The 19,210-nt window shown below is 75.3% G+C and carries 16 protein-coding genes; 10 read left to right on the top strand and 6 right to left on the bottom strand.

What is annotated here, in order from left to right; translation table 11 throughout:
* Positions 1-6: 6 nt before the first annotated feature.
* The 3 genes from GKC29_RS13400 to GKC29_RS13410 all read right to left on the bottom strand — a co-directional run bounded on the left by GKC29_RS13400 (position 7) and on the right by GKC29_RS13410 (position 2,337).
* Complete coding sequence (locus tag GKC29_RS13400; protein ID WP_155331152.1) at positions 7-603, bottom strand: TetR family transcriptional regulator; 597 nt, start codon at positions 601-603, stop codon at positions 7-9.
* 214 nt (positions 604-817) lie between these two features.
* Complete coding sequence (locus GKC29_RS13405; RefSeq protein WP_155331153.1) at positions 818-1,573, bottom strand: ABC transporter permease; 756 nt, start codon at positions 1,571-1,573, stop codon at positions 818-820.
* Positions 1,570-2,337 carry an ABC transporter ATP-binding protein gene (locus GKC29_RS13410; protein ID WP_155331154.1) on the bottom strand — a complete coding sequence of 256 codons (768 nt, stop codon included), beginning with the start codon at positions 2,335-2,337 and terminating at the stop codon, positions 1,570-1,572. The genes GKC29_RS13405 and GKC29_RS13410 overlap by 4 nt, the downstream gene beginning before the upstream one ends.
* Positions 2,338-2,493: 156 nt before the next feature.
* Here GKC29_RS13410 and hisI point away from each other — a divergent pair, with 156 nt between their 5' ends.
* From hisI to GKC29_RS13425, 3 genes are read left to right on the top strand one after another with little or no spacing between them, the layout of a single operon-like run.
* Positions 2,494-2,943, top strand: coding sequence for a phosphoribosyl-AMP cyclohydrolase (gene hisI, locus GKC29_RS13415; RefSeq protein WP_155331155.1), 450 nt, complete (start codon positions 2,494-2,496; stop codon positions 2,941-2,943).
* Complete coding sequence (locus GKC29_RS13420) at positions 2,940-4,487, top strand: anthranilate synthase component I (protein ID WP_155331156.1); 1,548 nt, start codon at positions 2,940-2,942, stop codon at positions 4,485-4,487. The genes hisI and GKC29_RS13420 overlap by 4 nt, the downstream gene beginning before the upstream one ends.
* Positions 4,488-4,542: 55 nt before the next feature.
* Positions 4,543-5,121 (top strand): Trp biosynthesis-associated membrane protein, encoded by a 579-nt coding sequence (locus GKC29_RS13425; RefSeq protein WP_155331157.1) that lies wholly within the window; start codon positions 4,543-4,545, stop codon positions 5,119-5,121.
* A 51-nt stretch (positions 5,122-5,172) separates the two neighbouring features.
* Here the strand turns inward: GKC29_RS13425 and GKC29_RS13430 are convergent, their stop codons facing one another.
* Positions 5,173-5,430 (bottom strand): hypothetical protein, encoded by a 258-nt coding sequence (locus tag GKC29_RS13430; protein WP_155331158.1) that lies wholly within the window; start codon positions 5,428-5,430, stop codon positions 5,173-5,175.
* A gap of 490 nt (positions 5,431-5,920) precedes the next feature.
* Here GKC29_RS13430 and trpC point away from each other — a divergent pair, with 490 nt between their 5' ends.
* From trpC to trpA, 3 genes are read left to right on the top strand one after another with little or no spacing between them, the layout of a single operon-like run.
* A complete protein-coding gene (trpC, locus tag GKC29_RS13435) occupies positions 5,921-6,724 on the top strand; it encodes an indole-3-glycerol phosphate synthase TrpC (RefSeq protein ID WP_196255915.1) in 804 nt (267 codons plus the stop codon).
* A gap of 29 nt (positions 6,725-6,753) precedes the next feature.
* Positions 6,754-7,989, top strand: a complete 1,236-nt coding sequence (gene trpB / locus GKC29_RS13440; RefSeq protein ID WP_155331160.1) for a tryptophan synthase subunit beta — start codon at positions 6,754-6,756, stop codon at positions 7,987-7,989.
* A gap of 4 nt (positions 7,990-7,993) precedes the next feature.
* Positions 7,994-8,797, top strand: a complete 804-nt coding sequence (trpA, locus tag GKC29_RS13445; RefSeq protein WP_155331161.1) for a tryptophan synthase subunit alpha — start codon at positions 7,994-7,996, stop codon at positions 8,795-8,797.
* Positions 8,798-8,827: 30 nt separating this feature from the next.
* Here the strand turns inward: trpA and GKC29_RS13450 are convergent, their stop codons facing one another.
* On the bottom strand, positions 8,828-9,331 hold the full coding sequence (locus GKC29_RS13450) for an NUDIX hydrolase (protein ID WP_155331162.1): 504 nt from the start codon (positions 9,329-9,331) through the stop codon (positions 8,828-8,830).
* Positions 9,332-9,435: 104 nt separating this feature from the next.
* Here GKC29_RS13450 and lgt point away from each other — a divergent pair, with 104 nt between their 5' ends.
* Together lgt and GKC29_RS13460 are read left to right on the top strand one after the other, a co-directional pair.
* Positions 9,436-10,626, top strand: coding sequence for a prolipoprotein diacylglyceryl transferase (gene lgt / locus GKC29_RS13455; protein ID WP_155331163.1), 1,191 nt, complete (start codon positions 9,436-9,438; stop codon positions 10,624-10,626).
* A 14-nt stretch (positions 10,627-10,640) separates the two neighbouring features.
* Complete coding sequence (locus tag GKC29_RS13460) at positions 10,641-11,828, top strand: NAD(P)/FAD-dependent oxidoreductase (protein ID WP_155331164.1); 1,188 nt, start codon at positions 10,641-10,643, stop codon at positions 11,826-11,828.
* A 6-nt stretch (positions 11,829-11,834) separates the two neighbouring features.
* On the opposite strand, the gene GKC29_RS13465 is transcribed toward GKC29_RS13460, so the two are convergent.
* Positions 11,835-12,680, bottom strand: a complete 846-nt coding sequence (locus GKC29_RS13465) for a GNAT family N-acetyltransferase (RefSeq protein WP_155331165.1) — start codon at positions 12,678-12,680, stop codon at positions 11,835-11,837.
* A gap of 146 nt (positions 12,681-12,826) precedes the next feature.
* Here GKC29_RS13465 and gltB point away from each other — a divergent pair, with 146 nt between their 5' ends.
* Complete coding sequence (gene gltB, locus GKC29_RS13470) at positions 12,827-17,584, top strand: glutamate synthase large subunit (RefSeq protein ID WP_155331166.1); 4,758 nt, start codon at positions 12,827-12,829, stop codon at positions 17,582-17,584.
* On the top strand, positions 17,577-19,085 hold the full coding sequence (locus tag GKC29_RS13475) for a glutamate synthase subunit beta (RefSeq protein WP_155331167.1): 1,509 nt from the start codon (positions 17,577-17,579) through the stop codon (positions 19,083-19,085). Before gltB ends, GKC29_RS13475 begins: the two co-directional genes overlap by 8 nt.
* Positions 19,086-19,210 lie beyond the last annotated feature (125 nt).

Consider the following 19,210-nt stretch of genomic DNA (forward strand, 5'->3'; position numbering starts at 1 on the left):
CCCGACTCAGGCCGGCAGGTCGCCGGTGAGGTAGCGCTGCACCGTCGGGCCGATGGCGGCGACCAGCGTCTCCGGCGCCGCGGAGGCGACAGGTTCCAGCCGGACCACGTACCGCATCATCGCCAGCCCGACCAGCTGGCTGGCGACCAGTGAGCCGCGCAGCGGCAGCTCCGCCGGGTCGATGTCGAGGTGGTCGAGGACCCGGCGGAGCACCTGGGTGGTCAGGAACTCCCGCACCAGCCGGGCGGTCCACTCGTTGCTGACCGCCGAGCGCAGCAGCGCGAGCCCGGCCGCGCCGGCCGGCGAGTCCCAGACGCCGAGGAAGGTGCGCACCAGTCGCTCGCCGACGCGCTCGCGGTCGCCGGCGAGCACCCTCGGCAGCACCTCCCGGGGGTCGGCCGGCGCCTCCATCGCGGCCAGGAAGAGCTGGTCCTTGCTGCCGAAGTAGTGGTGCACGAGCGCCGGGTCGACCTGCGCGGCGGCGGCGATGGCCCGGATCGAGGTCGCGTCGAACCCCCGGTCGGCGAACGCGGCGCGCGCCGCCTCCAGGATCGCCGCCCGGGTGTCCGGGTTGCCGGGTCGCCGTCCGGTCCGCCGCCTCATCGCCGCCCTTCGCTCGTTCCATTCCGTCGCCGCCGGGAAGCGCCGCCGCCGGGCAGCGTCGCCGCCGGGCAGCGTCGCCGCCGGGCAGCGTCGCCGCCGGGCAGCGTCGCCGCCGGGCAGCGTCGCCGCCGGGCAGCGCCGCCGCCGGGCAGCGTCGCCGCCGTGTCCGGCCGTCGCCGCCGGGCCGTCGGCTGGCCCGGCGGCGACGGCCGGCTCAGCCGCTGCGCCGCCGCAGGGTGGCCGCGGCGAGTACCAGCGCCAGGACGGCGGCGCCGCCGACGATCGCCAGGTCCCGCCACATCGTGCCGGTCGGTTCGGCGTGCGCGCCGACCTCCTGCAACGCCTCGACCGCGTACGACAGGGGCAGCGCGTCGCTGACCGCCTGGAGCCAGCCGGCCATCTCGTCCCGGGGCACGAAGAGCCCGCAGAGCAGCAGCTGCGGGGCGACCACGACCGGCATGAACTGTACGGCCTGGAACTCGGTGCGGGCGAAGGCGCTGCAGAACAGGCCGAGCGCGACGGCGAGCACCGCGTTGACGGCCGCGACGAGGATGACGAGGCCGCTGCTGCCGGCGGTGTCGAGGTCGAACAGCCAGTACGCGACGGCCGACGCCACCGTCGCCTGCACGACGCCGGCCAGGCCGAACGCGATGCCGTACCCGAAGAGCAGGTCGAGCTTGCCCAGCGGGGTGGTGAGCAGGCGCTCCAGCGTGCCGGTGGTGCGCTCGCGCAGCATCGCGATGCTGGTCACCAGGAACATGATGATGAAGGGGAAGAACCCGAGCATCACCAGCGCGATCCGGTCGAAGGCCGACGGCTGCCCCGGCGGCGTCGGCTGGTCGACGAACATGTAGTAGACCAGCGCGAGCAGCACCGCCGGCACGATCAGCAGGAGCGCCACCGTACGTCGGTCGTGGCGCAGCTGGCGCAGGATGCGGCCGGTGGTGGCCGCGAGGATCCGGGGGTTCACGACGCCTCCCGCCCGGCCGTGCCGGCCTCGCTCGTGCCGGCTGCGCTCGTGCCGGCCTCGCTCGCGCGGATCATCCGGAGGAACGCCTCCTCCAGGTCGTCGACGCCGGTCGCCCGGCGGACGGCGTCCGGGGTGTCGTCGGCGATGAGCCGCCCTTCGCGGATCAGCAGCAGCCGGTCGCACCGGGCCGCCTCGTCCATGACGTGGCTGGAGACCAGCAGGGTGGTGCCGGCGGCCGCCATCGCGTGGAACCGGGCCCACAGCTCGGCCCGCAGGACCGGGTCCTGCCCGACGGTCGGCTCGTCGAGCACGAGCAGCTCGGGCTCGCCCACCAGCGCGCAGGCCAGCGAGGCCCGGCTGCGCTGGCCGCCGGAGAGGGTGCCGACGAGCTGGGTGGCCGCCCCGCTCAGCCCGACGTCGGCCACCGCCCGGTCGGCGTCGGCGGCCCCGCGCCCGTGCAGCGCCGCGAAGTAGCGGGCGTTCTCCCGGACGGTCAGGTCCACGTACACGCTCGGGGCCTGGGTGAGGTAACCCACCCGGCGGCGCAGCTCGGGAACGCCGGCGGGACGCCCCAGCACGGTCACCGAGCCGGACGTGACGACCTGCACCCCGACGACGGCCCGCATGAGCGTGGTCTTGCCACTGCCGCTCGGGCCGAGCAGACCGGTCACCGCGCCGCGCGGCACGGTCGCGTCGATGCCGTGCAGCACCCGCCGCCCGCCCCGGTCCACGACCAGGTCCCGGACGGCGATCGCGTCCTCCATGGCCCACCTCCGCAAAAACTCATCAACCGTTGAACTCAACGCTAGGTGAGATTCTGTCCCGCTGGCAAGGGGCTGCCACGGTCGTGCTCCGCGCGTCTCCCGCCGCGCCGGGAGCCCCCGACGGTGTCCGTGGCGCGTACGGGAGAATGGGTGACTGTGCCCGTACCTGACGCGCCGGTGACCGGCGCCGAACGCAGCCCGGACCCGGCCGGCGGCCCGGCCCGGCCCTCCCGCCTGGACCCGGCCGTCGCCGCGCGGCTGCGGCGCACGCCGGACGGCCTGGTGGCCGCGGTGGTCCGCCAGCACGACTCCGGCGAGGTGCTGATGGTGGCCTGGATGGACGACGAGGCGTTGCACCGCACGCTGACCACCGGGCGGGCCACGTACTGGTCCCGCAGCCGCAACGAGTACTGGGTGAAGGGTGCCACCTCCGGCCACCACCAGTACGTCCGCTCGGTCGCCCTCGACTGCGACGGCGACGCCCTGCTGGTCGGCGTCGACCAGGTCGGCCCGGCGTGCCACACCGGGCAGCGCACGTGCTTCCACACCGACCTGCCGGTCACCGGCGTCGCGGGCCCCGGGGACGAGGGGCGGGTCCGGGCATGACCGACGGCACGGTGAGCCCCGACGCGGCGACCTTCGCCGAGCTGGCCGCGCGCTGGCGGGTCGTACCGGTCACCCGGCGGCTGCTCGCCGACGCCGAGACCCCGGTCGGCGTCTACCGCAAGCTGGCCGGCGGCCCGGGCACCTTCCTGCTGGAGTCCGCCGAGCAGGGCGTCGGCTCGGCGGGGCTGGCCTGGTCGCGGTACTCGTTCATCGGCGTCCGCAGCGTCGCCGCGCTGACCGAGCGCGACGGCGCCGCGGTGTGGGCGGGCCGGCCGCCCGCGGGACTGCCCACCACCGGCGACCCGGTCGCGGTGCTCCGCGAGACCGTGGCGGCCCTGGCCGGTCCGGCCGCCGACGCCGGGCTCCCGCCGCTGACCGGCGGCATGGTCGGCTACCTCGGCTACGACCTGGTCCGGCGCTTCGAGCGGCTGCCCGCCCTCACCGAGGACGACCTCGGCGTGCCCGAGCTGGGGATGCTGCTCGCCACCGACCTGGTGGTGCTCGACCACTACGACGGCTCGGCGATCCTGGTGGCCAACGCGATCCTGCCGCCACCCGACGAACCGGACCGGGAGGCCGCCGTCGCCGCGGCGTACCACCACGCCGTCGGCCGGCTGGACGCGATGACCACCGCGCTGTCGCGGCCGATCCCGCCGATGATCTCGACCGTCGACCGGGCGCCCGCCGGCGACGTGCTCTGCCGTACGCCCGAGGCGGGTTACCCGAAGGCGGTGGAGGCGGCCAAGGAGGCGATCCGGGCCGGCGAGTGCTTCCAGATCGTCCTCGCCCAGCGCTTCGAACGGCCGACCCACGCCGACCCGCTCGACGTGTACCGGGTGCTGCGCACCACCAACCCCAGCCCGTACATGTACCTGCTGCGCTTCGACGGCTTCGACATCGTCGGATCGTCACCGGAGGCCCACCTCAAGGTCACCACCGACGCCGAGGGGCAGCGGCGGGCCCTGCTGCACCCCATCGCCGGCACCCGGCCGCGCGGCGGCACCCCCGAGGCCGACGCCCGCCTCGCCGCCGAACTGCTCACCGACCCGAAGGAGCGGGCCGAGCACGTGATGCTGGTCGACCTGGGCCGCAACGACCTGGGCCGGGTCTGCCGGCCCGGCACGGTGGAGGTGCCCGAGTTCGCCACCATCGAGCGGTACAGCCACGTGATGCACATCGTCTCCACCGTCGTCGGCACCCTCCGCGACGACCGCACCGCCTTCGACGCCCTCGCCGCGACCTTCCCGGCCGGCACGCTCTCCGGCGCGCCCAAGGTGCGGGCGATGGAGATCATCGAGGAGCTGGAGCCGGTACGGCGTGGGCTGTACGGCGGCACGGTGGGCTACTTCGGCTTCGGCGGCGACCTCGACATGGCGATCGCGATCCGCACCGCGCTGATCCGCGACGGGCGCGCGTACGTCCAGGCCGGCGCGGGGGTGGTCGCCGACTCCGACCCGGCCGCCGAGGAGCAGGAGACGCGGAACAAGGCGGCCGCCGTACTCGCCGCGATCGCCGCCGCCGAGACCCTGCGGGCCGCCCGGTGAGGACGGGGAGCGCGGCCCGGCGGAGCCGCGCCGTCGCGGACGGAAGGCCGGCCCGGTGAGCGCGGCCGACACCGGCACACCCCGCGCGGCGGGCCGGCGCGAGTTGACGTACGCGGTGCTGCTCTGCGTGGCCGGCGCGGGACTCGCGGCGTGGGCGGCGACCCGCACCTGGGCGGTGGAACTGACCCCGCGCCCCGCCCCGCTGCCGCCGGTGCGCGCCGGGCGCACCGGCGCCGACCTGCTGCCCTGGCTGCCGGCGCTGGCCCTGGTCGCGCTGGCCGGCGGGGGCGCAGTGCTCGCCACCCGGGGGCGGTTGCGGCGGCTCCTCGGCGGCCTGCTGACCGGGCTGGGGGTCGCGGTGGCGGCGGGCGGCGGCTACGGGCTGGTCGCCGGGTTCGCCGGTGACGTCAGCCGGCAGTGGCCGCTGCTCTGCCTGGTCGGCGGGGTCCTCACCGCGGCGGGCGGCCTGCTGACGGCGCTGCGGGCACGGCGGTGGCCCGCGATGGGCGCCCGGTACGAGCGGCGGGCCCGGACGGTGAGCGCCGCGCGGCCGGAGCCGGGCCCGGTGACCGGCCGGCGCACCACCGAGGCGTGGGACGCGCTGGACCGGGGCGAGGACCCGACGCGGGACTGAGCGCCGGTGCCGGCCGGCGGGTCGATGCGGCCGGGCTGGCCCGGGCCGGGCTCAGCCCACCCGCTGCCGCTCGCGGGCCGCGGAACGGGCCGCCGCCAGTTCGGCCACCAGGCGATCCAGTTCGGCACGCTGGTCGGCGCGGGCCCGGTCGGCGCAGACCGCCTCCCACGCGTTGCCCCGGGCGGTGCGCATGCGTCCCTCCCCGACCACGGCGCGTTCGAGGGTGTGCACCACGCCGACGGCGAGCGACGCGACGGTACGGGAGATGGTGGTGAGGCCGATGTGCTGGTGCGGTGCGGTAGTGCTCATGATTCAACCCCGTACGGAGATGCGTGTGTGACCCGGGCGGACGCCTCATCGAGTCTGCCCGAGGGACATGTTCGCCGGCTCGCGTTTCGCGCTCGTGACCGGCGCGTCAACTCTCCATCGACGGCTCTCACCTGGTAAAGGGCCGTACGGCCTTGAGCTTGCTCACAGCATCGACGGGCGTCGTCGCCGCGTCCGCGTACCGGGCGGGAGCGGTGCCAGGTCGATAGCATCGTGTCGATGTCAGGGGCGGGCGGCCGGCACCCGGCGGCGCCCCGTCGAGCGGCGTGGTGGCCGTGCGTGATCCGTCCTTCACCGAAGTCGGGCATTATGCCGCAGCCCGTTTCGTGAGGAGCGCCATACCCCCGGCGGTCCGCGCCGGGTAGCGCCCCCCTAGCATCGGCCCATGACACCCGGAGAGGGGAGTCCGTTGGTGACTGCTGAGCATGCGCACGCGGAGGGGGACGACGCCGGTGCGGCGAAGTCCGTAAGCGTGCTCGACGAGATCCTGGCCGGTGTGCGCGAGGACGTGGCCCGGCGGCAGGAGCAGGTTCCGCTGGAGCGCATCCGGGAACTGGCCGCCGCCGCCCCGCCGCCGCTGGACGCGTACGCCGCCCTGCGCAAGCCGGGCGTCGCGGTGATCGCCGAGGTCAAGCGCTCCTCGCCGTCGAAGGGCAAGCTGGCCGAGATCGCCGACCCGGCCGACCTGGCCGGCGACTACGCGGCCGGTGGGGCCCGGGCGATCAGCGTCCTCACCGAGGGCCGCTGGTTCGGCGGCTCGCTGGACGACCTCGCCGCCGTCCGCGCCGCGGTGAACATCCCGGTCCTCCGCAAGGACTTCGTCGTCTCCAGCTACCAGGTGCACGAGGCCCGGGCCCACGGCGCCGACCTGGTGCTGCTGATCGTCGCCGCCCTCGAGCAGAACGCGCTGGTCGGCCTGCTCGAGCGGATCGAGTCGCTCGGCATGACCGCGCTGGTCGAGGTGCACGACGAGGAGGAGGCCGACCGGGCGCTGGAGGCCGGTGCCCAGGTCATCGGGGTCAACGCCCGTGACCTGCGTACCCTGGAGGTCGACCGCTCGGTGTTCGAGCGGATCGCGCCCGGCCTGCCCAGCCGGGTCGTCAAGATCGCCGAGTCCGGTGTGCGGGGCCCGCACGACCTGATCCGGTACGCCTCGGCCGGCGCCGACGCGGTGCTGGTGGGCGAGGGTCTGGTCACCCAGAAGAGTCCCCGCGAGGCGGTGGCCGAGCTGGTCAACGCCGGGAACCACCCGGCGACGCCCCGCCCGGTGCGCTGAGCGCCGGGCCAGACGCGAGAGGAACCGCGATGAGCGCCGACGCGCTGGCCGCCCCGGCCGGTTCGTACCCCGACGGCACCGGCCACTTCGGCCGGTTCGGCGGCCGGTTCGTCCCCGAGGCCCTGGTGGCCGCGCTGGACGAGCTGGACGGGGCGTGGCGCACCGCGATGACCGACGAGTCGTTCCGGGCCGAGTTCGGCGCCCTGCTGCGCGACTACGCCGGCACCCCGTCGCTGCTCTACGAGGCCCGGCGCTTCTCCGCGAAGGTCGGCGCCCGCGTGCTGCTGAAGCGGGAGGACCTCAACCACACCGGCGCGCACAAGGTGCGCAACGTCCTCGGCCAGGCGCTGCTGACCAGGCGGATGGGCAAGAAGCGGGTCATCGCCGAGACCGGGGCCGGGCAGCACGGCGTCGCCACCGCCACCGCCGCCGCCCTGTTCGACCTCGAGTGCGTGGTCTACATGGGCGAGGTCGACACGCGACGGCAGGCGCTCAACGTGGCCCGCATGCGGATGCTCGGCGCCACCGTCGTGCCGGTCACCACCGGGTCGCGCACGCTCAAGGACGCGATGAACGAGGCGATGCGCGACTGGGTCGCCAACGTCGACAGCACCCACTACCTGATCGGCACCGCCGCCGGCCCGCACCCGTTCCCCGCCATGGTGCGCGATTTCGTCCGCGGCATCGGCGACGAGGCCCGCCAGCAGTGCCTCGACCTCACCGGCGCGCTGCCCGACGCGGTCACCGCCTGCGTCGGCGGCGGCTCCAACGCGCTGGGCATCTTCCACGCCTTCGTCGACGACCCGGACGTGCGCCTGTACGGCTTCGAGGCCGGCGGCGACGGGGTGGCGACCGGGCGGCACGCGGCCAGCATCACCGGCGGCTCGTCCGGGGTGCTGCACGGCACCCGCACGTACGTCCTGCAGGACGCCGACGGCCAGACCGTCGAGTCGCACTCGATCTCGGCCGGCCTCGACTACCCGGGCGTCGGCCCGGAGCACGCCTGGCTGCACGACACCGGCCGGGCGACGTACCTGCCGGTCACCGACGCCGAGGCGATGGCCGCCTTCGAGCTGCTCTGCCGCACCGAGGGGATCATCCCGGCGATCGAGAGTTCGCACGCGCTCGCCGGCACCGTCGCGATCGCCCCGAAGCTCGCCGCCGAGCTCGGGCGCGAGCCGGTCGTCGTGGTCAACCTCTCCGGCCGGGGCGACAAGGACGTGCACACCGCCGGGGAGTACTTCGGCATCCTCGACAAGGAGTGAGACTGTGAGCCGGATCGGGGTCGCCTTCGACAAGGCCCGCGCCGACGGTCGGGCGGTGCTGGTCGGCTGCATGCCCGCCGGCTTTCCGACGGTCGAGGGCAGCATCGCCGCGATGACCGCGATGGTCGAGGCCGGCGTGGACGTCATCGAGATGGAGATCCCGTACTCCGACCCGGTGATGGACGGGCCGGTCATCCAGAAGGCGAGCGACATCGCCCTGGCCGGCGGCGTCCGGGTCGCGGACGCGCTGCGCATCGTCGAGGCGGTCGCCGCGACGGGCGCCCCGGTGGTCACGATGACCTACTGGAACCCGGTCGAGCAGTACGGCGTGGACACCTTCGCCCGGGACCTCGCCGCCGCCGGCGGCACCGGCCTCATCACACCGGATCTCATCCCGGACGAGGCGCAGGAGTGGCTCGCCGCCTCCGACGCGTACGGCCTGGACCGGACGTTCCTGGTCTCCCCGTCCTCGACGGACGCCCGGCTGCGGATGACCGTCGAGCACTGCCGCGGGTTCGTGTACGCCACGGCGATCATGGGCGTCACCGGAGCGCGGGCGCAGACCTCCGAGGCCGCGCCGATCCTGGTCTCCCGGGTCCGGGAGGTCACCGACCTGCCGGTGGGTGTCGGCCTCGGCGTCGGCACCGGGGCGCAGGCCAGCACGGTCGCCGGGTACGCCGACGGCGTCATCGTGGGCAGTGCTCTGATCCGCTGCCTCCTGGACGCCCCGGACCTGCCGTCCGGCCTGACCGCCCTGCGTGCCCTGAGCAACGAACTCGCCGAAGGCGTCCGCACACCCACCCGCTGACCCGTCCGCTCCGGCCCCGGACGCGGATCGTCAGGGGCGGGTCGCGGGGGTCGTCGGGGGGACGCTCCGCGGGGCCGGAGCAGCGGGCGGCGGGGGGAAGTCGCGGACGACGCCGCTGCGGCCCGACAGGGCGTCGGTCAGGGCGGCCCGGGTGGTCGGGGTCAGCACCTCGGGCAGCGCGGCCGGATCGTGCCAGGAGAGGCGGCAGCCGCCGGTCGGGGCGCCCGCCGGAACCGAACCGACCACGCGGGCACGGAAGACGTGCACGAGCACGTCGGGCAGCGGGCCGCCCCGGCCCGCCGGCGGCGTGCCCGGCTCGGCCAGGTGGTAGAGCCCGACGAGGTCGACCACGTCGACGTCCCAGCCGGTCTCGGCCCGGATGTCCCGGTGCACCGCCCGGACCGGGCTCTCGCCGGGGCGCAGGCGCCCGCCGGGCAGCGCGTACCGGCGTTCGCCCCGGCCCTGCCGGCACAGCAGCACCCTACCGGCGCTGTCGGTGACGACGGCGGCGACGGCCCAGGTGAGCGCGCTCATGGCACCCGAGCCTACGGCGGTGGCCGCCGGAAGTCATGGAGCGGTGAGCGGGCCGGCGGACCGGGGTGCCACGGAAGGGCCGATCGGCGGTAGCCTGTGCATCCGTGACCCTCGCCTCGCAGACACCCCTGGCGGCCCTGCCCAGCCCGACCACCGCCGTGTGGCAGGTGGGCCCGGTGCCGATCCGGGCGTACGCGCTCTGCATCATCGTCGGCATCGTGGTGGCCTGCTGGGTCGCCGAGCGGCGGCTGCGCCAGCGCGGGGTCGCGCCCGGCGCGGTGCTCGACATCGCGGTGTGGGCGGTGCCGACCGGCATCATCGGTGCCCGGATCTACCACGTGGTCACCTCACCGGAGAAGTACTTCGGCACCGGCGGCGACCCGCTGAAGGCGTTCGCCGTCTGGGAGGGCGGTCTCGGCATCTGGGGCGCCGTCGCCGGCGGTGCGGTCGGCGCGTGGATCGCCGCCCGGCAGCTCGGCATCCCATTCGCGGTGGTGGCCGACGCCGTCGCACCGGGGCTGCCGCTGGCGCAGGCGATCGGCCGGCTCGGCAACTGGTTCAACAACGAGCTGTACGGGGGCCGCACCAGCCTGCCCTGGGGCCTGGAGATCCACCGGATGGACCCGGACAACCCGGGTCAGGCGCTGCGCGACGACGCCGGCCGGCCCATCCTCGAGGAGGGCCTCTACCACCCCACCTTCGCCTACGAGCTGCTGTGGAACCTGGGCGTCGCCGCCCTGGTCCTGGTCCTCGACCGCCGGCTCAAGCTGGGCCGCGGCCGGGCGTTCGCGCTCTACGTGATGGGCTACACGGCCGGCCGGTTCTGGATCGAGCTGATGCGCACCGACGAGGCGAACACGTTCTTCGGCGTACGCCTGAACGTCTGGACCGCGGCGGTGGTCTTCCTCGCCGCGCTGGTCTACTTCCTGCGGGTGCGCGGTCCCCGGGAGTACCTGGTCCCGGTCGGCGTCGCCGCGGCGACGCCCGCCCCCGAGTCGGACCTGTCCCAGGTCGACCTGTCGGCCCGCGAGGCGGGTGCCCGGCCGGTGGCCCCGGAGGGGTACCGGGTGGTCGACGAGCAGCAGTTCCGCCGCTGGCGGGAGACCGGCGAGCTGCCGCCCGAGGCGGTGGACGGGCCCGCGGCCACCGACGACGGCGACGCCCCGGCCGCCGACGACGCCACCGCGGTTGACCGGGCGCCGGAGCCGGCGCGCCAGGCGGCGACCGGCGACGCGGACGCCGGGGACGCCGGGGCGCCGGACACCGGTGCGCGCCCCGCCGACCGCGACAGCTGAGCGGGGGGCGCCGCATGCGCAGCGCGGTCGTGGTCGGAGCCGGCGTCGGCGGTCTCGCGGTCGCCGGCGCGCTGGCCCGCTCGGGGTGGCGCGTCACCCTGGTCGAGCGGGCCGACCGGATCCGTCCGGAGCCCACGGCCGTGGTGCTCTGGCCCAACGGGGTCCGCGCGCTGCACGCCCTCGGCCTCGGCGCCGGGCTGGACGCGATCGCCACGCCGCTACCCGACGGCGGGGTACGCCGCCCGGACGGCCAGTGGCTGGTGCAGCCCCGCCCCACCCCGGCCGACCGGATGCCGGTCGTGGTGCACCGGGAGGACCTGCACGACGCGCTCATCGCCGGGCTGGGTGACGGGGTCGAGCTGCGGACCGGCGTGACGGTCCGCACCGTCCGCGCCGAGTCCGGCGCCCGCCCGTCGGTCGGTGACGGGCGGCACACGATCGAGGCCGACCTGGTCGTCGCCGCCGACGGCACCGACAGCGTCGTCCGCCGGCAGCTCGCACCCGAGGCGGCCGTGGTGAGTTCCGGCTCCGCGGCCTGGCGGGCGGTGATCCCCTGGTACCGGGCGCCCCGGCTGCCCGCCGACGCCCTGCCCGCCGGCGAGGTCCTGGGCGCCGGCTACCGGTTCGTGTCGGCGTCGCTCGGTGAGCGCGGCTCCTCCGGGGCGTCCAGCCGCGGCGGGATCTACTGGGTGGCCACCGCCGCCGGCGCGCCCCGGCCGGAGCCGCCGGAGACCCAGCTCGCCCTGCTGCGCCGCTGGTACGCGGGCTGGCCCGCGCCGATCGCCGACCTGCTCGACGCCACCGACCCCGCCGACCTGGTCCAGCAGGAGATCCGCGAGCTGCGCCCGCTGCCCCGCGGGTACGGTTTCCCGGCCGGCCCGGGGGGAGCGGTGCTGCTGGGTGACGCGGCTCACGCCATGCCGCCGCACCTCGGCCAGGGCGCCTGCCTCGCCTTCGAGGACGCCGCCACGCTCGCCGTGCTGCTGCGCGAGTCGCGGCTGCCGGACGCCGTGGTCGCGTACGACCGGGTGCGCCGGCCCCGGGCGGCGACGGTGATCCGGCAGACCCGCCGCATGTCGGCGGTGCTCCAGGCCCGGGGGCGGCTCGCCCTGCGGGCCCGCGACGCCGCCCTCGGCACGCTCAGCCCGCGCCTGCTGGCCAGCGCCGCCGCGAGCGCGGCCGAGTGGCGCCCGCCGCAGTAGCTCCGGTCAGGGGACCACGGGGGCGGGTTCGGCGATGCAGGCGGTGCCGATGCGGCGGAAACCGACCCGCAGGTAGACGCGGGCGATCTCCTCGCTGCCGGCGGAGAGGAAGACCACGTCGGTGCCGGCGGCGAGCAGCGCCCGGGCCAGGGTGGCGGTGACGGCGGCGCCCAGGCCGCGACGGCGGGCGGCCGGCAGGGTGGCCACGCCGGCGATCTCGGCGACGTCGCCCACCCGCATCGCCATCCCGCTGGCCAGCGTGCCCTCCTGCGCGGTGCCGGCCAGGGCGGACAGCCGCCGGCCGTCGGCGACCCGGGCCCGCTCCTCGTCGAGCGCCGCCATGTCGAGTTCGGGGAGGGCGGCGTCGCGCTCGGCGGGGCCACCCGCACCCCGGCCGGTGCCGGGTGCCGCGAAGCCGACCGCGGCGACGGCCCGGCGGGCGGCCACCGCCGCCGCGAAGTCCGGGTCCGCCGGGTCGAGCAGCCGCACGGGTACGTCGGTGAGCGTCGCCGGGTCGGGCAGGGCGGCCGGGTCGAGCACCATCAGCGGCGCCTCGAGCACGGACAGGCCCGCCGAGCGGGCGACGGCCAGCAGGTCGGGCGTGACCTCGTGGACCCACTCGAAGGACTCCGGCAGCCCGAGTTCCCGCTGGCGCTCGCGGACGGCCGCGACGTCGGCGAGGGTGGGTGGCCCGGGGACGTCGAGGCGGGGCCGGGCGTAGAACGGCCAGCCGGCACCGTCGCGGACGAACAGCACCAGGGTGCCGTGCTCCTCGGCGAGGGCGGAGTCCCGCGGCACCGCGTCGTAGAAACGCTCCAGCCGGTCGACCGTATCCTTGCGCAGGGGATCCACCGCGCGAGACTACACGTCCCAGACTCTGGAAGGTGTGATCAATCTGCACTGGCCTTGCGCCGACCCCCCTAACGTAGACTCAAATGACCCCTGAGGGCCGACGTCGTCCCCACCGAGATCCAACCTGAGTGACGACAGGAGGCCCGGTGGCCTTTCCGTACCCGCACAGCAGCCCGCAGCAGGTCCCGCACCTCGGCCCCGGCGCGCCGGCGGCCGGGCTCTACGATCCCGCGCACGAGCATGACGCCTGCGGGGTGGCCTTCGTGGCGGACCTGCACGGCCGGCGGTCGCACGCGGTCGTGGCGAACGGGCTCGGCGCGCTCTGCCGGCTGGACCACCGGGGTGCCCGTGGCGCGGAGCCGAACACGGGCGACGGCGCCGGGATCATGATCCAGGTGCCGGACGCGTTCCTGCGCGCGGTGGTGGACTTCCCGCTGCCACCCGCCGGCGAGTACGCGACCGGCCTGGTCTTCCTGCCCGACGACGACGAGGCGGAGGCGCGCGCCCGCCGGGTGGTGGAGAAGTACGCGCTGGTCGAGGGCGCCGACGTGCTCGGGTGGCGGGACGTGCCGGTCGACCCGTCCGGCCTGGGTGAGACGGCCCTCGCGGCGATGCCCCGGGTACGGCAGCTCTTCCTCGCCGCGCACCGGCTGATCGACTCGCCGGACGGGCCGGCCGGGTCCCGCCTCGGCGGCGTCGAGCTGGAGCGGGTGGCGTTCTGCGTCCGCAAGCAGGCCGAGCGGGAGGCCGCCGAGCGCGACGTGGCGGCGTACTTCCCGTCCCTGTCCGGCCGGACGATGGTCTGGAAGGGCATGCTCACCCCGGACCAGCTGCCCGCGTTCTTCCCGGAGCTGACCGACGAGCGGGTGGAGAGCGCGATCGCGCTGGTGCACTCCCGGTTCTCGACCAACACGTTCCCGTCCTGGCCGCTGGCGCACCCGTACCGCTTCATCGCCCACAACGGCGAGATCAACACCATCCGGGGCAACCGCAACTGGATGCAGGCCCGGGAGGCGCTGCTGCGCACCCCGAACCTGCCGGGCAACATCCGCCGGATCTTCCCGGTCTGCACGCCCGCCGCCTCCGACTCGGCCAACTTCGACGAGGTCCTCGAACTGCTGCACCTGGCCGGGCGGAGCCTGCCGCACGCGGTGCTGATGATGATCCCGGAGGCCTGGGAGAACGACCCGGACATGGCCGCCGACAAGCGGGCGTTCTACCGGTTCCACGCGAGCCTCATGGAGCCGTGGGACGGGCCGGCGTCGGTGGCGTTCACCGACGGCGAGGTCGTCGGGGCGGTGCTGGACCGCAACGGCCTGCGCCCGGGCCGCTGGTGGCAGACCGCCGACGGGCTCGTCGTGCTCGGCAGCGAGGCGGGCGTGCTGGACCTGGACCCGGCCACCGTCGTCGCCAAGGGGCGCCTCCAGCCGGGGAGGATGTTCCTCGTCGACACCGTCGCCGGCCGGATCGTGCACGACGACGAGATCAAGGCGGAGCTGGCCGCGGCGCAGCCGTACGCCGACTGGCTGCACGCCGGCCTCATCGAGCTGACCGACCTGCCGGCCCGCGAGCACATCGTCTACACCCACGACTCGGTCCGCCGCCGCCAGCAGACCTTCGGCTACACCGAGGAGGAGTTGAAGATCCTCCTCGCGCCGATGGCGCGCGCCGGCGCCGAGCCGATCGGCTCGATGGGCACGGACACGCCGATCTCCCCGCTGTCCACCCGGCCGCGGCTGCTCTACGACTACTTCCACCAGCTCTTCGCCCAGGTCACCAACCCGCCGCTGGACGCGATCCGCGAGGAGTTGGTGACCAGCCTGCAGTCCACCATCGGTCCGGAGGGCAACCTGCTCGACCCGGGCCCGGCGAGCTGCCGGCAGATCGTGCTGCCGTACCCGGTGGTCGACAACGACGAGCTGGCGAAGATCCTCTCCATCGACGAGGACGGCGACCTGCCCGGCTTCAAGGCGGTCCGGGTCTCCGGGCTGTACCGGGTGCGCGAGGGCGGCGCCGGCATCAAGGCCCGCCTGACCGAGATCTGCCGGCACGTCTCCGAGGCGATCGAGGACGGCGTCCGCATCCTGGTGCTGTCCGACCGGGACTCCAACGCCGACCTGGCCCCGATCCCGTCGCTGCTGCTCACCGCGGCGGTGCACCAGCACCTGGTCCGCGAGCAGACCCGTACGCAGGTGGCGCTGATCGTCGAGTCCGGTGACTGCCGGGAGGTGCACCACGCGGCGGTGCTGATCGGGTACGGCGCGGCGGCGGTCAACCCGTACCTGGCCTTCGAGTCCGTGGAGGACATGATCTCGACGGGCGCGCTGGTCGGGGTGGAACCCGCCACGGCGGTCCGCAACTACGTCAAGGCGCTCGGCAAGGGCGTCCTGAAGATCATGTCGAAGATGGGCATCTCCACCGTGTCCTCGTACTGCGGCGCGCAGGTCTTCGAGGCGGTCGGGCTGGACACCCGCCTGGTCGAGCGTTACTTCCGGGGCACCCCCAGCAAGATCGGTGGCATCGGGCTGGGCGAGATCCACGCCGAGGTGGCCGCCCGCCACTCGCGCGCCTGGCCCGCGCCCGGCGCGGCGGCGACCGACCTGTTGGAGGTCGGCGGCGAGTACCAGTGGCGCCGCGAGGGCGAGCTGCACCTGTTCAACCCGGAGACCGTCTTCCTCCTCCAGCACGCCACCCGCAGCCGGCAGTACGACGTCTTCCGGAAGTACACCGCGAAGGTCGACGAGCTGGCCGCGAAGGCGGGGTCGCTGCGCGGCCTGTTCACGCTGCGCGCCGGCGTGCGCCCGCCGGTGCCGATCGAGGAGGTGGAGCCGGCCAGCGAGATCGTCAAGCGGTTCGCGACCGGCGCCATGTCGTACGGGTCGATCTCGGCCGAGGCGCACGAGACCCTCGCGATCGCGATGAACCGCCTCGGCGGCCGGTCCAACACCGGTGAGGGCGGTGAGGACGTCGAGCGGCTGTACGACCCCGAGCGCCGCTCGTCGGTCAAGCAGATCGCCAGCGGCCGCTTCGGTGTGACGACGGAGTACCTGGTCAACGCCGACGACCTCCAGATCAAGATGGCACAGGGCGCCAAGCCCGGCGAGGGCGGCCAGCTACCCGGCAACAAGGTCTGGCCGTGGATCGCGCGGACCCGCCACGCCACGCCCGGTGTCGGGCTGATCTCCCCGCCGCCGCACCACGACATCTACTCCATCGAGGACCTGGCGCAGCTCGTCCACGACCTGAAGTGCGTCAACCCGTCCGCGCGGGTGCACGTCAAGCTGGTCAGCGAGGTCGGCGTGGGCACGGTCGCGGCGGGCGTGGCCAAGCTCAAGGCCGACGTCATCCTCATCTCCGGCCACGACGGCGGCACCGGCGCGTCCCCGCTGAACTCGCTGAAGCACGCCGGCACCCCGTGGGAGCTGGGCCTGGCGGAGGCGCAGCAGACGCTGCTGCTCAACAAGCTCCGCGACCGGGTCACCGTGCAGGTCGACGGCCAGCTCAAGACCGGCCGGGACGTGCTGGTCGCCGCGCTGCTCGGCGCGGAGGAGTTCGGCTTCGCCACCGCCCCGCTGATCGTGGAGGGCTGCGTGATGATGCGGGTGTGCCATCTGGACACCTGCCCGGTCGGCATCGCGACGCAGAACCCGGTGCTGCGCGAGCGGTTCACCGGCAAGCCGGAGTTCGTGGAGAACTTCTTCCTCTTCCTCGCCGAGGAGGTCCGCGGGTACCTGGCCGAGCTGGGCCTGCGGTCGATCGACGAGGCGATCGGGCGGACCGAGCTGCTCGACGTCACTCCGGCGGTCGACCACTGGAAGGCTTCGGGCCTCGACCTCGCCCCGGTGCTGCACCTGCCGGACCTGCCCGAGGGCACCGCCCGGCGGGGCGTCCGCGCCCAGGACCACGGCCTGGAGCTGGCGCTGGACAACGAGCTGATCGCGCTCGCCGAGCCCGCCCTGCGGGGGTCCCGGGCGGCGGCCGGCGTCGAGGCGCGGGACGCCGCACCGGTCACCCGCGTCCGGGTCGAGGTGCCGGTCCGCAACGAGCACCGCAGCGTCGGCGCGATGCTCGGCGGTGAGGTCGTCCGCCGGCACGGCGGCGCCGGCCTGCCCGCCGACACCATCGAGTTCGACCTGCGCGGTACCGCCGGGCAGTCGTTCGGCGCGTTCCTGCCGCGCGGGGTGACCCTGCGGCTGCACGGCGACGCCAACGACTACGTCGGCAAGGGCCTCTCCGGCGGCCGGCTGGTGGTCCGGCCGGACGAGGCCGCGCCGTTCGTGGCCGCCGAGGCCGCCGGGGGCGCGCGGGCCGAGGACCAGATCATCGCCGGTAACACGATCCTGTACGGGGCCACCGCGGGCGAGGTCTTCCTGCGTGGCCGGGTGGGTGAGCGGTTCGCGGTGCGCAACTCGGGCGCGGTGGCCGTCGTCGAGGGCGTCGGCGACCACGGCTGCGAGTACATGACCGGTGGCACCGTGGTGGTGCTCGGCCCGACCGGGCGCAACTTCGCGGCCGGCATGTCCGGCGGGACGGCTTTCGTGTGGCGGCTGGACCGGCGGCGGGTGAACACCGAGCTGGTCGACCTGGCGCCGCTGCGCGAGGAGGAGCGGGCGGCGCTGCACGAGCTGGTGCAGCGGCACTTCGCCGAGACCGACTCGGCGGTCGCCGAGGAGGTGCTCAAGCGCTGGCCGGAGGCGGTGGAGGAGTTCACCGCCGTGGTGCCCCGGGACTACCGCCGGGTGCTGGAGATCATGCGGGCCGCCGAAGCCGCCGGCCACGACGTCGACGACGCGGTGATGAGCGCCTTGGCGGCGACAGCCGCCCCAGCGGCGCCGGCGGCGCCTTCCGCTGCGTCCATGCCGCCCGCCCCGCGGGTGGCCGTCCAGGAGGTGGCTCGTGCCTGACCCGAACGGTTTCCTGCGCTACGACCGGCGGCTGCCCGCGCGCCGGCCGGTGCCGGTGCGGATCATGGACTGGCGCGAGGTGTACCCGCCGGCCGGCGAGGAGCTGGTGCGTGAGCAGGCCACCCGCTGCATGGACTGCGGCATCCCGTTCTGCCACGACGGCTGTCCGCTGGGCAACCGCATCCCGGACTGGAACGACCTGGTCCGCACCGGCAACTGGGATGCCGCGGTGGAGTCGCTGCACGCCACCAACAACTTCCCGGAGTTCACCGGCCGGCTCTGCCCGGCGCCCTGCGAGGCGGCCTGTGTGCTGGGCCTCGGCGGGCAGCAGCCGGTCACCATCAAGCAGGTCGAGGTGGAGATCGCCGACGCGGCCGTGGCCCGCGGCGGGCTGCGCCCCCGGCCGGTGCCGGCGCCGACTGGGAGGTCCGTCGCGGTGGTCGGCTCCGGCCCCGCCGGGCTCGCCGCCGCACAGCAACTGGCCCGCGCCGGTCACGCCGTCACCGTGTACGAGCGCGACGACGCCCTGGGCGGCCTGCTGCGGTACGGCATCCCCGACTTCAAGCTGGAGAAGCAGCACATCGACCGGCGGCTGGCGCAGCTCGCCGCCGAGGGGGTGCGCTTCCGTACCGGGGTGAACGTCGGCGTCGACGTGACCGCGGAGCAGTTGCGCGCCGAGCACGACGCGGTGCTGCTCGCCTGCGGCGCGCTCGCCGGCCGGGACACCCCGGAGACGCCGGGCCGGGCGCTGCGCGGCGTCCACCAGGCGATGGACCACCTGGTCGCCGCCAACCGGGTGGTCGCCGCCGCCGGGGAGGGCAACCCGGCGCTCGCGGTGCTGCCCGACGGCACCCCGATCGACGCGGCGGCCAGGCACGTGGTGATCATCGGCGGTGGCGACACGGCGGCCGACTGCCTGGGTGTCGCACACCGGCAGGGCGCGGCCGGCGTGCACCAGCTCGACCTCTACCCCGAGCCGCCCCGCTCCCGGGACGAGGAGCGCGACCCGTGGCCGACGTGGCCGTGGATCCTGCGCGAGTACCCGGCCCACGAGGAGGGCGGCGAGCGCGTCTTCGCGGTGGCCGTGCAGGAGTTCGTCGACGACGGCACCGGCGCGGTGCGGGCGGTCCGCATCGCGGAGGTGACCGTGGAGAAGCGTGCCGGCCGGCGCATCGTCACCGCGCTGCCCGGCTCCGAGCGGGAGTTGCCCGCCGACCTGGTGCTGCTGGCGATCGGCTTCGAGGGGACCGAGGAGCAGCCGCTGCTCGACCAGCTCGGGGTGACCCGCAACACGCGCGGCGCGGTGGACGCCCGCCCGGACTGGCAGACCGACGTCGACGGGGTGTTCGTCGCGGGCGACATGCACCGTGGCGCCTCGCTGATCGTGTGGGCGATCGCGGAGGGCCGGGCGGCGGCGTCGGCCATCCACGCGTACCTGGGCGGCGCGGGGTCGCTGCCCGCTCCGGTGGCGCCGGCCGCGCAGCCCCTCGCAGCCCGCTGACCTCGCCGGGCGCCCCGGCTCCGGCCCGCGCAGGGCTGGGGACCGGGGCGCCGCCGTGTCCGGTTCGTGCCCGGCTGGTGCGGGCTGCCCGGACCGGCCGGTGAACCCCCTCACCAACAGTCGCC

Source organism: Micromonospora sp. WMMC415 (assembly GCF_009707425.1).
In the GTDB taxonomy this organism is placed as follows: domain Bacteria; phylum Actinomycetota; class Actinomycetes; order Mycobacteriales; family Micromonosporaceae; genus Micromonospora.